The sequence below is a fragment of the Oligoflexus tunisiensis genome, assembly GCF_001748245.1.
Classification (GTDB): Bacteria; Bdellovibrionota_B; Oligoflexia; order Oligoflexales; family Oligoflexaceae; genus Oligoflexus; species Oligoflexus tunisiensis.
On the sequence record NZ_BDFO01000001.1, the window covers coordinates 340463 to 354636 of the forward strand.

Annotated in this window: 12 protein-coding genes; 10 read left to right on the forward strand and 2 right to left on the reverse strand. The window is 55.7% G+C overall.

Going from position 1 to position 14174, the window contains the following annotated elements; genetic code table 11:
• Positions 1–3: 3 nt before the first annotated feature.
• The gene (locus tag OLTU_RS01560) at positions 4–885 is read right to left on the reverse strand and encodes a flagellin N-terminal helical domain-containing protein (RefSeq protein WP_141731005.1); all 882 of its coding nucleotides are present in this window, start codon (positions 883–885) and stop codon (positions 4–6) included.
• A 231-nt stretch (positions 886–1116) separates the two neighbouring features.
• Between OLTU_RS01560 and tilS the strand changes: the two genes are divergently transcribed.
• The 9 genes from tilS to amaB all read left to right on the forward strand — a co-directional run bounded on the left by tilS (position 1117) and on the right by amaB (position 11290).
• The gene (gene tilS / locus OLTU_RS01565; protein ID WP_141731006.1) at positions 1117–2169 is read left to right on the forward strand and encodes a tRNA lysidine(34) synthetase TilS; all 1053 of its coding nucleotides are present in this window, start codon (positions 1117–1119) and stop codon (positions 2167–2169) included.
• A 348-nt stretch (positions 2170–2517) separates the two neighbouring features.
• Positions 2518–4497, forward strand: a complete 1980-nt coding sequence (ftsH, locus tag OLTU_RS01570) for an ATP-dependent zinc metalloprotease FtsH (protein WP_141731007.1) — start codon at positions 2518–2520, stop codon at positions 4495–4497.
• Between the two features lie 26 nt (positions 4498–4523).
• Positions 4524–5318, forward strand: a complete 795-nt coding sequence (folP, locus tag OLTU_RS01575) for a dihydropteroate synthase (protein WP_176736243.1) — start codon at positions 4524–4526, stop codon at positions 5316–5318.
• A 4-nt stretch (positions 5319–5322) separates the two neighbouring features.
• Entirely contained in the window at positions 5323–6168 is an 846-nt protein-coding gene (gene cdaA / locus OLTU_RS01580) for a diadenylate cyclase CdaA (protein WP_141731009.1), read from the forward strand.
• Positions 6165–7094: a CdaR family protein gene (locus tag OLTU_RS01585; RefSeq protein WP_141731010.1), complete on the forward strand. Its 930-nt coding sequence runs from the start codon at positions 6165–6167 to the stop codon at positions 7092–7094. The genes cdaA and OLTU_RS01585 overlap by 4 nt, the downstream gene beginning before the upstream one ends.
• A gap of 67 nt (positions 7095–7161) precedes the next feature.
• On the forward strand, positions 7162–8508 hold the full coding sequence (gene glmM, locus OLTU_RS01590; RefSeq protein ID WP_141731011.1) for a phosphoglucosamine mutase: 1347 nt from the start codon (positions 7162–7164) through the stop codon (positions 8506–8508).
• 12 nt (positions 8509–8520) lie between these two features.
• Positions 8521–9276, forward strand: a complete 756-nt coding sequence (locus OLTU_RS01595) for a pyridoxine 5'-phosphate synthase (RefSeq protein WP_141731012.1) — start codon at positions 8521–8523, stop codon at positions 9274–9276.
• 9 nt (positions 9277–9285) lie between these two features.
• Entirely contained in the window at positions 9286–9756 is a 471-nt protein-coding gene (gene tsaE, locus OLTU_RS01600; RefSeq protein WP_141731013.1) for a tRNA (adenosine(37)-N6)-threonylcarbamoyltransferase complex ATPase subunit type 1 TsaE, read from the forward strand.
• A complete protein-coding gene (gene amaB / locus OLTU_RS01605; protein WP_176736244.1) occupies positions 9746–11290 on the forward strand; it encodes an L-piperidine-6-carboxylate dehydrogenase in 1545 nt (514 codons plus the stop codon). Before tsaE ends, amaB begins: the two co-directional genes overlap by 11 nt.
• On the opposite strand, the gene OLTU_RS01610 is transcribed toward amaB, so the two are convergent.
• The gene (locus OLTU_RS01610; RefSeq protein ID WP_141731014.1) at positions 11287–13329 is read right to left on the reverse strand and encodes a diadenylate cyclase; all 2043 of its coding nucleotides are present in this window, start codon (positions 13327–13329) and stop codon (positions 11287–11289) included. The two genes, amaB and OLTU_RS01610, sit on opposite strands and share 4 nt — an antisense overlap.
• A 148-nt stretch (positions 13330–13477) precedes the next feature.
• Between OLTU_RS01610 and OLTU_RS01615 the strand changes: the two genes are divergently transcribed.
• Positions 13478–13966, forward strand: coding sequence for a hypothetical protein (locus OLTU_RS01615; protein WP_141731015.1), 489 nt, complete (start codon positions 13478–13480; stop codon positions 13964–13966).
• Positions 13967–14174 lie beyond the last annotated feature (208 nt).

The following is a 14174-nucleotide window of genomic DNA, read 5'->3' on the forward strand; positions in this document are numbered from 1 at the left end:
AAATCAGCGCAGGAGCTGCAAAGCCATCTCTGGCTTGGCATTCGCCTGCATTAAAACCGACATGGAAGACGCTTGAAGAACCTTGCGTTGCATGAGATTTGAGGTCTCTTCCGCAAAGTCCACGTCACGGATGCGACTGTTGGCTGTGGTGAGATTCTCCGTTTGGATGCCGAGGTTATTCACCGCGGTATCCAGACGACTTTGAATGGAGCCGAGGGTGGCGCGTTCACCGCTCAGGCGGGTGAGGGCATTGTCGATGGTGTTGAGTTTTTCGGTGATGTCGTCACGGGAGATGGCGTCACTGCCATCGGCTTCCGTGGGGCCGATTTCCGCACCTTTGCCAAGGCCAAGCTGTTCGGAGTTGAAGGTCTTCAAACCTTCGAGACCGATGGAGATGGTGTCGATGTTGTCTTCGGGCGCGCTTTGGTTGACGCCCACCTGAATCACCAGTTGATCCTTTTGGTTGGGATCAAAGAGCTTCAGGGAGTTGAATTCGGTCGTGCTGGAGATGCGATCGATTTCATCGACGAGCTGGGTGTATTCGCGGTTGAGGTAACCCCGCTCGACATCACCGATGGTATCCGAGGCCGACTGCACGGTGAGTTCGCGCAGACGGATCATGATATTGCCCACTTCATTCAGTGAGCCTTCCGCGATTTGCACCATCGACACAGCGTCAGATGCGTTGCGTTTGGCTTGATTAAGCCCGCGAACCTTGGCCCGCAAGCTTTCGGAAACAGCCAGACCTGCTGCATCATCCGACGATTTGTTGATGCGATAGCCGGATGACAGCCGTTCCAGACTGCGATCCAATAGATTGGAATTCGTTTGAGAGTGGCGCTGAGCTATGAGAGAAGACACATTGGTGGCTATGCGAAGACCCATACTTTCCTCCTTGAAAAGCGTATGCCCGTACCTGGGCTGGGAAAGGTGTCGCAACTTGCAAAAGAACCATCGGGAGTTTGGAAATTTCCTTAAAAGCGGGAGAGAGCGGTGGGGTTTCCGGGGCTTCGGTCTGAGATATTAAATCTCAATAAAATCAAATAGTTATGATGTTGCTGTGGACGAAATTATTTCGTACAAGTAAAAAATGATTTAGAAAAATGGGTTTTTTTCATGAATCCTCAAGGACCAGCGAACGCTGATCTTCTTACCGTTCAGGCAAACATTGCGCAGCAGTTGCAGGACGCGGCGTCCCCGGAGCGAATCTGGGTGGCGTGTTCCGGCGGGCTCGATTCGAGTGTTTTGCTTTTTGTTTTGGATGGTCTGCAAAGGCAGCTTGGAACGTTTGAGCTGGGTATCCTGCACGTGAATTATGCGCTGCGGGGGGCGGAGTCGGACCGGGATGAGCAGCTTGTACGTCAGGCAGCGGCGACCTACGGACGTGAGATCCGCGTTCTGAACATCGATCCACGGGATCATCCGCCGCAAAAGACCGGGATTCAGGAATGGGCTCGCACGCTGCGTTATGAATGGTTTGCCCGGCAGCAGGGCCCCAGGGATTGGATTGCCGTCGCGCATCATCGCGATGATTGGGTGGAAACGATTTTCGCGCGGCTCTGTCGCGGACACAGCCTCATGGCCGTCACAGGCATGCAGGTTTTACATGAGAGGATCTGGCGTCCCCTGCTCGGTCTGACTCGGCAGCAGATCCAGGATTTGGCGGCGCAGCATCAGATCAGCTTTGGCGAGGACAGCTCAAACCGTGGTCTCGACTATACGCGCAACCGTCTGCGGCATCAGATCCTGCCCGAGCTGGAGCGACTTTTTCCGGGCTTTGCCCAAAACGTCTGGCTTCATGCTCAGGATTTACAGGACGCCCTGCGGCTGGTGCAGGAGGAAAGGCCGGCTCTGGCTTTGCAGGACACGCTGAACGTCAGCCAGTTGGAGGCACGGCCTCCCTTCCTGGCCCGACATGAAATCAGTCGCTACCTTCAGGCCCAGGTCCCGGAAGTCCGCATATCGCGGGATCTTCTTTTGACCATTCACACGGCCCTGATCCAGCGATCCTTGTGGACGGGAATGCTGGAACCCGGCACGCAAGCGGTTTGTCACCAGGGCGTTCTATCGATTGTTCGCAATCAAATGCCCGGGAGCGAACGCTGGCAACAATTTCGTGCCGCTTTGCTCGATGAAAGTCTGGATATTTGGCCCCCTGCTGCGCCATGAAGAAAGAGGCGGGCAAAAAATGCCGCCGCACCCTTTGAAAATGCCTGCTAGACTGAATCGAGAGAGGGAAAAATTCCTGGAAGTGCTTGTCGCTTGAAGGAAGAGGCAGGATCGCTAATAATGAATAAATGCAGGAAAGACTCGACCCCAAAACCGGTCATCGTTACAGACTATATATCATCGAAGATTCCGAATAATATGACGTGGGTAAGCATCGCAGCTCAGTGTCGCGATGTAAGTTTTAGTTCCAATTTAAACAGCCGCATGTAAAAACAGGTAGCATGTCGGCTCGCCAGTTTCGTAAAGCTGAAGTGTGCCTGATAGCCCCAGATGAGGAGAGCACGATCCATGTCTAAAGCCAAAAAACCGAACCAGCAGATGAAGTTTACACTCATGCTTGTTGGTTTGGTTCTACTCTTCATCATGTTTAACATGATGTCCCCCCAAACGCAGGAAGACCAGAACATGAAATTTGCGGATTTCATGGAAGCGGTCGACCAGGGTCAGATCGGTGAAGTCACCTTTCGCGGCAACACGGAAATCATTGCAGTCAAGAAAGACGGCACCCCTTACAAGGTTCAGGCTGCGACCGACCCGGCATTGCGCGACGAACTGCGTGGCAAGAATGTTCGCGTGAACTATGAGCAGTCCGACAATGAAGGCGGCAGCATGTGGAAATCCTCGCTGATTTTTCAGCTGGTTCCCATCGTCATCATCCTCGTGTTCCTGATCATCCTCATGCGTCAGCTGCAAATCGGCGGCGGCAAGGCGATGTCGTTCGGGAAAAGCCGGGCCAAGCTGCTGAACGAAAACCAAACCAAAATCACCTTTGAAGACGTGGCCGGCATCGAGGAAGCGAAAGGCGAGCTCGAAGAGATCGTCGACTTCCTGAAAGACCCGAAGAAATTCACCCGTCTCGGCGGTCGCATTCCAAAGGGCGTTTTGCTCGTGGGCCCTCCCGGTACCGGTAAAACGATTCTGGCCAAGGCCATCGCCGGTGAAGCCGGTGTTCCCTTCTTCTCCATCTCAGGCTCCGACTTTGTGGAGATGTTCGTCGGTGTCGGTGCCAGCCGTGTGCGTGACCTCTTCGAACAGGCGAAAAAACAGGCTCCCTGTATCATCTTCATCGACGAAATCGATGCCGTGGGTCGTCAGCGCGGAGCCGGACTCGGCGGCGGTCATGACGAACGTGAGCAAACCCTGAACCAGCTCCTGGTGGAGATGGACGGTTTTGAAACGAATGAAGGCGTAATTCTGATCGCGGCCACCAACCGGGCCGACGTTCTGGATCCGGCCCTGCTGCGTCCGGGTCGTTTCGATCGCCGGGTGCATGTGCCGAAACCTGATGTTCGCGGTCGTCGCGGCATCCTCAAGGTTCATACACGCAAGACTCCGATGGCCGCTGATGTCGATCTCGATATCCTGGCCCAGGGAACCTCGGGCTTCTCGGGTGCTGACCTTGCCAACCTCGTGAATGAAGCGGCTCTCCTGGCTGCTCGTCAGGACGCCAAGACCGTTTCGATGATTCACTTCGAATCGGCCAAGGATAAGGTGCTGATGGGTCCTGAGCGCAAGAGCATGATCATCAGCGAAGAGGAAAAGCGAAACACGGCCATCCATGAAGCTGGTCACTGTATTGTGTCCAAGGTGCTTCCTGGTTCCGATCCTGTCCACAAGATCACGATCATTCCGCGGGGCTATGCCCTGGGTATGACCGTCTATCTGCCTGCGGAAGACAAGCTCTCCGTGTCCCGCGAATATGCTGAAGGGCGTATCGCGACGGCCATGGGCGGACGGGCTGCAGAAGAGATCGTGTTCAATGTCACTTCGACTGGCGCTGGCAGCGATATCCAGCAGGCCACCGATCTGGCCCGTAAGATGGTGACTCAGTGGGGTATGAGCGAAAAACTCGGACCGATCGCCTGGGGTTCGCCGGATCATGAAGTTTTCATGGGCCGCGATTTCGGTGGACGCGAAGGCTTCTCGCAGAAAATCATGGAAGAGATCGACGCCGAAGTGAAACGCCTCGTCATGGGTGGTTATGATATAGCCGTCAAGATACTGAAAGAACGTCGCTCTGTCCTCGAAAGCATGGCTGATGCCCTCCTGATCCGGGAAACTCTTGAAGCCCAGGATATTGAGAACATCATGAACGGCCAGGTCATTATTTCGGAAGATGAGCGCGAAAAATACAAGGAACGGGTTCAACGCGAAAAACAGCTCCTAAGCGGAAAGATCTCGCAGAAATCGGCCAAAGGCCGTGATGGCAGCGATAAACCGGAAGCCGAGTCGACGACGCCTATTGAACCCTTGCCCTTGGGAACCTGACCCAAAAGCAAGGAGGGCGCGTTGAGTTGAATCAAGAGGCGCGCAGTTTGATCATCGGGGTTCTCAATGTAACCCCGGATTCTTTCTCAGACGGTGGAACTTTTCTGGATCCCGAAAAGGCGGTGGCTCATGCCTGGGATCTTGTGAATGAAGGGGCCGACGTCATCGATATCGGCGCAGAATCGACCCGTCCTGGGTCGGCTCCCGTCGATGCGGACGCAGAGTGGCGCAGACTCGAGCCGGTTCTGGCCGCCCTCGCCGACCAAAAGCCCAAGGCACGCATCAGCCTCGATACTTACAAACCCGTTACGATGCGCCGTGCCTTGGATTACCCGGTCGATATTATCAATGACATCAGCGGTGTTGCGGATCACCTGATTCTGGAAACCCTTGCCAAGCGTGGACTCGTTTATTGGGCCATGCACATGCATCGCGATCCAGCGAACATGCACAGGGATCCTTTGGATGGAGATGAGGCGCTGCGTGCGGTGGCTGATTTCTATCAGAACACGCAGGCCACGCTGAAGGCTGCCGGTTTCAGCCCGGACCGCATCTGGCTTGATCCCGGTGTGGGCTTTGGCAAGACCGATCGGGCCAACGTGCAGGTCATGCGCCAGGCCCTGACGGAAGCCGCACGTTACGAGATCGTGCTGGGCATTTCACGGAAGTCCTTTATCGGACGGCTGCTCGGGATCCCGGATCCCAGGGAACGCGATGCGGCTTCGAAGATGCTCGAACTTGGTTTTCTCTTTGCCGGAGTGCGCGGGATTCGCACGCATGATGTCGCCCGTTTGAAAAAACTCCGGGATTTGGTGGTGTAAAAGGATGTCAGAACTCTACAACAAGCTGGGCCATTGGGCACTGATCGACATCGCGATCATCGCGATGATCATCTATCGCCTCTTGCTGCTCATCCGTGGCACACGGGCCATGCAAATGGTGCTTGGGATTCTGATGACCATCGGCTTCGCCTTCTTTATCTCCCAGGTTTACCCTCTCACAACCTTGAAATGGCTGATGGACAAATTCTATTCGTCCATCATCATCATTATCGTGATCCTGTTTCAGGAGGATATTCGCCGTGTTTTGAGCCGCATGGGCAAGAAAACGGTATTTCCGACCCAGGAACAGGCCTCCTCGCGCCAGGTGCTGGATGACATTGCGCGGGCCGCCACCGGCCTCGCGGGCAAGAAAATCGGCGCTCTGATCGTGATTGAACGCAACATCATCCTGAGTCGCTATGTGGATATCGGGATTCTGATCGATGGGCGGATCAGCAAGGAACTGCTGGTTTCCATCTTTCACCCGACCTCGCCCATCCATGATGGAGCGGTGATCATCCAGCAGGGACGCATTGCGGCGGCCGGCTGCTTTTTGCCGTTGACCCGTGATGAGGACGTCGATCCCAACTTCGGGACGCGGCACCGCGCGGCCATCGGGATCAGCCAGGAGACCGACGCCCTGGCCATCGCGGTTTCCGAGGAAACCTCGACCATCTCGCTGATGGTGGATGGCAAGGTTGCCCGCAATCTGGATGGCAAGGAACTGCGGCGCCTTTTGAAGGAATCTCTCAATACGGAAACCGAGGAAAGCGGCGAACGCCCATCCAGCACCAAAACGCCCTGGATGGATAAGGTGCGTTCCTTTCTGAATCGCGGAGGGGCGAAATGATCCGTACCCTTCTCAATCGTGTGATGCGTCTGATCTTCCATAATTTTGGTTATAAAATCCTCTCGCTCTTTCTCGCCGTCATCGTCTGGGCCATCATCCAGGGGGAACAGGTGCAGGAGGTGAGCCGTGAGGTGCTGGTCTCCATTCATGTGGCGCCGGAATACGGCATTCGTGGGGAACTCACGCGGGTCAAGGCCGCCACCATTCGGGGCCCGCAGGCCTGGCTTCTGGAAGTGCCCAAAAAACTGACCGCCGACATCTATATTCCGACGGGCAAGGTGGGACGCTATCGAATACGTTTGAGCAAGGATGACGTCAAGAATCTGAACGAGCGCCTGGAAATCATTATCCACGAGCCCTATCTGGATCTCTTCGTCGATCGGGTGATGGAACGCGTGATTCCCGTCAAGGAAGCCATTCATGGTTCACCCGCCGATGGCTATATCATCGAGAAGGTAAATATCGATCCCAAAACCGTGACCGTTAAAGGCATCCGCAATGATCTTCTGAAACTGCGCTATGTCTATACTGAACCCATCGATGTCAGCGGCTTCCAGGAAAGCCGGGTGCTCGATGTCAGATTGGTATCACCAGGCCTGGGCGCCGACGCCCTTTCCACCGATATGGTGCGCGTGGCCTTGCAGGTTGGTGACAGCAAAATCAACAAGCGTTTCGGGAATATACCGGTTGAAATCGTCGGAGCTGACCAGGGTGCCACGGTCAAACCCGAACATGTTTCCATCATGGTGCAAGGCGTTCCCGGTGTTCTGAATTTTCTGAAGCGCAGTGATTTTCGGGCCTTTGTCGAAGTCCGGGGCCTGGGCCCGGGACGCTACGAACAGGATATTCGAGTCAAAATTCCCGCTGATACCGCCCTGATCGAAACCTTTCCGGAAAAAGGCATCGTTACGATTGGCAAGGACTGAACTTTCCTTGCTTCATAAAATCGTCTAGTCTGAAAATCTAACGATTTTGTGAAGCAAGGATACAAGAGTGGGCAAGTATTTTGGCACAGATGGCATTCGTGGCAAAGCCAACATATCACCAATGTCACCGGATTTTGTTCTGCGTTTGGGTCAGGCCATCGGCCTGCATTTTCGCAACGCCTATCCCCATCCGAAAATTCTAATTGGCAAGGATACCCGCCGCAGCGGTTATATGCTGGAACAGGCACTTTCCGCCGGTATTTGCAGTGTCGGCGTCGACGTGCAATTTCTTGGACCCTTGCCCACGCCTGGCATCGCTTATCTCACGCGCGGGATGCGGGCCTGTGCGGGCATCGTGATCTCGGCCTCGCATAATCCTTATGATGATAACGGCATCAAGATTTTCAGTGAAAACGGCTACAAACTGCCGGATGAAATTGAAAATAAACTTGAGGAGATGGTCGATCATCCGAGTCTTGAAGCCTTTCCCACCGGCGTCCATATCGGTCGCGCCAAACGCATCGATGATGCCGTCGGACAGTATGCGGTCTTTCTGAAGGAACAGTTCCCCAAACATCTGAAACTCGATGGTCTGCGCATCGTCGTCGATTGTGCGCACGGGGCCGCTTATAAGGTCGCGCCCAAGGTCTTCGAGGAACTGGGGGCGGAAATCTTTGTCACCGGCAACACTCCCGATGGCCGCAATATCAACGATCAATGTGGAGCGCTGCATCCGGCCTCCCTGGTCGAAAAAGTCAAACTCTATAAGGCGGACCTTGGGGTCGCGCTCGACGGCGATGCGGATCGCCTCATTGTGGTCGATCATACGGGTGAACTCGTGGATGGCGATCAGGTCCTGGCGATCTGTGCCGGCCATCTGGTGAAGGCCGGTCGTTTGAAAAAAGCCACCGTGGTCTCGACCGTCATGAGCAACATGGGTCTGGAAATCGCCCTGCAGAAGATGGGTGTCAAACTGCTCCGCACCAAGGTCGGCGATCGTTATGTCGTGGACGAAATGCGCAAGGGCGGCTACAACCTGGGCGGGGAACAATCCGGTCACCTCGTTTTCATGGATCTGAATACCACCGGGGACGGAATTCTGGCGGCGCTGAATCTCCTGGAAGTCATGCTGGAGAACGGCAAGCCCCTGGCCGAGCTGAAACGCTGCATGGAGGTGCTGCCTCAGGTCTTGCGCAACGTGCGCGTTCAGCATAAGACTCCCTTTGATCAACTGCCGGAGGTCCACAAACTGATTCAGGCGGCTGAGGGAAAACTCGGACAGCGCGGACGGGTCCTGGTTCGCTACTCGGGCACGGAAAATCTGGCCCGGGTAATGCTGGAGGGCGAAGACCAGCACCGGCTGGAAACCATGGCCGCCGATATTGCGCGTGCACTGGAGACGGCCCAGAGATAAAGGCTTGGGAACATGATTCGATTGGGTGTGAATATTGACCATGTCGCCACCCTGCGCAACGCGCGGGGGGAAACCTATCCGAGTCCGGTGCAGGCCGCGGCCTTTGCCGAACTCGGCGGCGCGGATAACATCACCTGTCATCTGCGCGAGGATCGACGGCATATTCGCGACGCGGACGTGGAACTTCTCAGGCGCACGATTCAGGTGCCTTTGAATTTTGAAATCGCCGCCACCGATGAAATGGTGCGCATCGCCGGCCAGACCCGGCCGCATGCGGTGACGCTGGTGCCGGAAAAAAGGCAGGAGCTGACCACCGAAGGTGGATTGGACCTCAATCAGGCCTCCAAAAAACTTGGTGAGCAAATCAAAGCCCTCCGCGACCTCGGTATTGTGGTTTCCCTCTTCGTGGAACCTGAGGTGGAGGACATGGTCATGGCCCATAAACTTGGGGCTCAGGCCATTGAGATTCATAGCGGACATTACTGCCGCAAAATGCAGGAAGCCAAAACCACAGCGGAACAGGTTGCGCTCCTTAAACCCTTGCAGGAGGCGGCACGCGTCGCCCATGATCAGGGTCTACAGGTGCATGTGGGCCATGGTCTCAACTATGGCAACGCGCAGTGGATGCAGCATGTTCCCCATCTTGAGGAAGCCAATATCGGTCACGCGATCGTGGCCCGCGCGGTTTTTGTGGGCCTGCCCCAGGCCGTGCGTGAGATGAAGGCCTTGCTCAATGATCCTCAATACCGCCCTTACATCGGCGGCTAAGGCAGGACCATGGCCCAGGAACTTTTGCGTCAGAGCCATGCCGAGGGTGAGAAGGCCCTCCTGAACGCGGTGCAGCGTGAACTCGCATCCTGGCCCACCTTTGTGCTGTGGCTGCAGGGCGAGATGGGTGCAGGCAAAACCAGTTTCGTGCGCGCCTACCTTTATGAACAGGGTCTTTCTCCCAGGACGCCGGTTGTTTCCCCCACCTATACCATCATGAATGAATATCAGATCGGAAACGACTGGTATGCGCATCTTGATCTCTATCGGGCGGATGAAAATTTCTCCCTTCAGGAGCTGGGCGTGCTTGATGCCCGGCCGTATCGCGGGCTGTTCGTGGAATGGCCCGAGCAGGGTGGGCCCGGCGAAACGCTGCCGGCCACACACATACTCAAGATTGAATCCGATGGCTGGGAACGTCGAATTTATACACTGATTCGCATGCAGGAAAAAAATAAAGAGGGGTCTCATGAGTCTTGATTTGCAATTTCTAAAGGATCTCGGCATCAGCAAGGAAAACGCGGCTGCCACCACAGGAACGGAATGGTTTGGTTCCAAACAAAAGGGTCATTTTGAATCCTATTCTCCGGTCGATGGCCAGCTCATTGGCAACGTTTACAAGGCCGATCGTCAGGATTACGAAAAGGTCATCAAAACAGCCGAAGCCGCAGCTTTGAAATGGCGTCAGATGCCGGCGCCGCAGCGCGGGGAAATCGTCCGGCAGATGGGGGATAAGCTTCGTCAGTTCAAGGCCCCGCTCGGCAAGCTCGTGGCCTATGAAATGGGCAAGTCGCTGCAGGAAGGCCTCGGTGAAGTGCAGGAGATGATCGATATCTGCGATTTCGCCGTCGGTCTTTCCCGCCAGCTGCATGGCCTCACCATGCATTCGGAACGTCCCAACCATCGCATGTATGAGCAGTGGCATCCGGTGGGTCTGGTCGGCATCATTTCCGCCTTTAATTTCCCGGTCGCCGTGTGGTCCTGGAACTCGATGATCGCCGCCGTGTGTGGTGATGTTTCCATCTGGAAGCCTTCCGAAAAAACACCGCTCTCGGCCATCGCCTGCTTCAATATCCTGCGCGATGTTCTGGTGGCCAACAAGGTGCCTGAAGGCGTGATGAGTCTGATCGTGGGTGATGTGGCTGAAATCGGTGAACCCATGATTGCCGACACCCGCATTCCGCTGATCTCCGCGACGGGTTCAACCCGCATGGGCAAGCGCGTGGGAGCGGTCGTGGGTGCCCGCCTTGGTCGCAGCATTCTGGAACTCGGCGGGAATAACGCCATTATCCTGACTCCGGATGCGGATTTGAAAATCGCGGCTCCCGCGGTCGTCTTCGGTGCGGTCGGAACCTGCGGACAGCGCTGTACGACGACGCGCCGTCTGATCATTCATGAATCGATTTATGATCAGGTCAAGACAATGCTGGTCAAGGCCTATAGCGGTCTGAGGATCGGCTCGCCTTTGGACGAGAAAAACCATGTGGGTCCCTTGATTGATCGTCAGGCGGTTGAGATGATGCAGTCCGCACTGGACAAGGTGAAGAAGGAAGGCGCGACGCTGCTCCATGGCGGTGAGGTGCTCAGCGGCGGTGACTATGCTTCGGGCTGCTATGTGAAACCAGCAATTGTCGAAGCCAAACCCGACATGCATATGGTGCAGGAGGAGACCTTTGCACCGATTCTTTATCTTCTGAAGTACAGCGGTGATGTGGAAGAGGCCATTGCCATCCAGAACAATGTGAAGCAGGGCCTCAGCTCCTCGATCTTCACCTTGAATCTGCGTGAGGCGGAAACCTTCCTCTCGGCCAACGGTTCGGACTGCGGCATTGCCAACGTCAACATCGGAACCTCCGGTGCGGAAATCGGCGGAGCCTTCGGCGGGGAAAAGGAAACCGGTGGCGGTCGCGAGTCAGGCTCGGATGCCTGGAAGGCTTATATGCGCCGGCAGACCAATACCATTAACTATGGACGGCAGCTGCCGCTGGCCCAGGGTATCAAGTTCGATATTTAAGCCTGCAGACCCGTTTCGGGAAGGGTCCGCACGACACAGGAGAGACGCCGCGGTTTCTCCATGACAGTGAGGATTTTCCCGCGACGGAAAATGGTCACCGTCCCCGTCGATTCACTGACCGTGATGGCGATCGAATCGGTGGTGGCGGTAATGCCAGCTGCCACATGATGTCTGGAACCAAGACCGGACGGCAGCTCCATGCTGCGTCCGGACACTTTCAAAAAGACCCCACAGCTTTCAATCACCCCATCCTCACGCACGATAAAAGCCCCATCGATGGTCGATAGTTCTTTGACGGTTTCTTCAAGGTGCGGATCGAGTATGTTGCGCTGCTCCTCCTTATAGCCAAAGAACGGATTTAAAATCAGGGGACGCGACTTTCTCATGACATGCGGCGCATCACCAAGCACAAACAGGGCCCCCACGGGTTTGCCCTCACGCCCTTCCACGCCCAACTCGATGGCCAGGTCCACGACCCGGGCAATCACCTCGGGGCGAATCGCAAAGCCCATGGCCTTGTCACAAGGCAGATAGGAGAACATTTCCGTTTCATGTCCCACGCGCGCAACGAACAGCGTATCCAGCTCGGAGCCATCCCCTGCCCCGGCAAGGCAGACCACCACATCGCCGACCGCAATGAGCCGGCGTGCCAGGGCGAGAAAGACCACAAGCTTTACCTGGTTCATGCGCGTCAGAGGAACATTGGGAATCCGGATGACGGTTACATCCGGACGCAGTGTCGGTGTCACAGCCGGACAGGATTCCTTGATGCCATAGAAAATGCGCCGATGGCTGGGTTGAATGCAGTCCCAGGGAGTCGGAAACGCCTCGGGATCGGAGAGGATAAAGACCGCCTTCGCGTCGCTCTGCGCGGCGATCAAATCGGCCTCATGCAAAAGAAGGTTCATGGCCTTTTGCTTGAAGGGCACATCGCGGCCATGAGCAGGAGCGCGGGACCCTCCTGGATGCGGGGAGGAAGGCATGGAAGCCGTGGCTTCCACCAGGGATTCCTCGGATTCACCGGCCACGCCACAGGCCAGAAACCAGCGTTTTTGAATGTCAGAAGCGAGCTGGTCGTCCTGATGATCGCCATGATGCAGGGGAATCAAACCACCGGCCCGATGCTCATGGCCACCACTGTGTCCCAGGCCTTCGACCACCTTGTGCACCAAATGGGAGGCGTCCTTCCTCGATTCGCGGTGCGTGCGACTCGACAGAAGAATCTTTTCTCCATTGCGTCCGGCGCAAAGCGCGGCTTCGATACCCTGACAGCGGATCAGAAGATCGGCGACCTCGCCTACAGTTTCCGGCGCGGCCACCGATGGCAGCATGCAAAACGCCATGCCCTGAACCAGCCGGGTGCTCTGCAGGGCATGCGTGAGATCACGGAAATAGGCTCGGGGCAGGGGCGCCTCTTCTATTTCGGTGAGAACATCAGCTTGCGCATAACGCGAAACCCAATTGAACATGCGGCGATCAAGAGTCGAAAACGTCACAGATCCGCCTCCACATTCCGAGCGGATGGCATAGGCCAGGGCCGTGGCCAGCTCAGGAGGAAGGGGCAGCTCATGCTCGCGCCAGTAGCAGGCGGCAATCGACGCCGACGCGGCCACCTGTGTGCGTAAATCTGAGAAGATGGGAGAGGATGAACGCGGCTGCGATCCCCTGTGATGATCAATGACAGCGATGGTCGCATGATCCAAAGGAAGATGATTGAGGGCTTCCGGTCGACAGTCGATCAACACCGCAAGCGTCGCAGGGGAAAAGGCCAGATCCTCCACCAATTCCAAAGGGGGATGCAGGAGTTTGAGGAGCTGCTGATTTTCGGCACGAAGCACCGTGCCGCGGGCCACCAGACGATAGTTTTTTCCCAGCTTTCTGCGCACGAGTTCGCCCAAAGCCCAACCGCAGGCCACTCCATCGGGGTCAGGATTATCGTGGGTCACAAAAACAAGGTCATCAAAGCCGCGCACGATATTCAGGAATTCATCAGATTTTCTGACCCTGCCGCGTCCTTTCTGTTTGATTTCCAATTCCATGGCGTCCTCCTTGCTTCCGACCTCATCAGCGTAATGCGTTCCCTTTTCAAGTCAATCCTGGGCCATGGGACGCGCCTTGACAGACCCGCTATGAGGAATATTGTAAGACGATAAGAACCCTGTCCCGATGCAAAGGAAGGGGTGGAACATGAAAAAGCGTTATGCAAGATCAACTCCGAATGTCAGCTACAAGATCAACAGCCGCGGCCCGACGTGCCTCGTGGCCTGTCGTGACACACGCCTGGCTCTCATGGTGGGAAGGACTCTGGAGGAACACCACTACCCTCTGGTGCTGATTCCTTCTGCGCTAGGCTTCAGGCATCCTTTGCTGATGACTCCGGATGTCGTGATCGTGGATGAGCCAATGGCTGAAGAGCTGGAGGCGGTGGGCAACCGTGAGGCCATGCAGATCATTTCCCAGAAAACCACGCTTCTGTTGGGAACTCTGCCCAGCGTAGCCATGGAAGGAACATGGCTGCGACCCCATGCAATACTTCCGGTCACAGCAAGCTCAGCCGAGATCGTCCAGACGATCCAGACCCTTGCTTACGCGGAATCTGCAGATGGCCGTCTGAATCCCACACAGATTATCGGGCAGGGCTTTCTGCCTTCTGTCCCATATACTGCGGTGTCTTGAAAAAAATGTTATGAGACTCGGTCTTGACAAATTTTCTGAGGGATTTATGTTGGTGGTGAGAGAAGATGTCTACTGAAGAGTAGCGCGACTCTCGAAAATGCGGTTCTGTAAAAGGCACTAGCATATAGCAGAAGGAGTGAAGAGATTCCCCGGCTGCTAAGGGGAGCATTAAACAGACAGAGTGAAGTGTATTGTTTATTGCATCGCG

Coding starts and splice junctions, on each gene's coding strand:
- OLTU_RS01560 (WP_141731005.1), bottom strand. CDS start 885: ATGGGTCTTCGCATAGCCACCAATGTGTCTTCTCTCATAGCTCAGCGC.
- tilS (WP_141731006.1), top strand. CDS start 1,117: ATGAATCCTCAAGGACCAGCGAACGCTGATCTTCTTACCGTTCAGGCA.
- ftsH (WP_141731007.1), top strand. CDS start 2,518: ATGTCTAAAGCCAAAAAACCGAACCAGCAGATGAAGTTTACACTCATG.
- cdaA (WP_141731009.1), top strand. CDS start 5,323: ATGTCAGAACTCTACAACAAGCTGGGCCATTGGGCACTGATCGACATC.
- OLTU_RS01585 (WP_141731010.1), top strand. CDS start 6,165: ATGATCCGTACCCTTCTCAATCGTGTGATGCGTCTGATCTTCCATAAT.
- OLTU_RS01595 (WP_141731012.1), top strand. CDS start 8,521: ATGATTCGATTGGGTGTGAATATTGACCATGTCGCCACCCTGCGCAAC.
- tsaE (WP_141731013.1), top strand. CDS start 9,286: ATGGCCCAGGAACTTTTGCGTCAGAGCCATGCCGAGGGTGAGAAGGCC.
- amaB (WP_176736244.1), top strand. CDS start 9,746: ATGAGTCTTGATTTGCAATTTCTAAAGGATCTCGGCATCAGCAAGGAA.
- OLTU_RS01610 (WP_141731014.1), bottom strand. CDS start 13,329: ATGGAATTGGAAATCAAACAGAAAGGACGCGGCAGGGTCAGAAAATCT.
- OLTU_RS01615 (WP_141731015.1), top strand. CDS start 13,478: ATGAAAAAGCGTTATGCAAGATCAACTCCGAATGTCAGCTACAAGATC.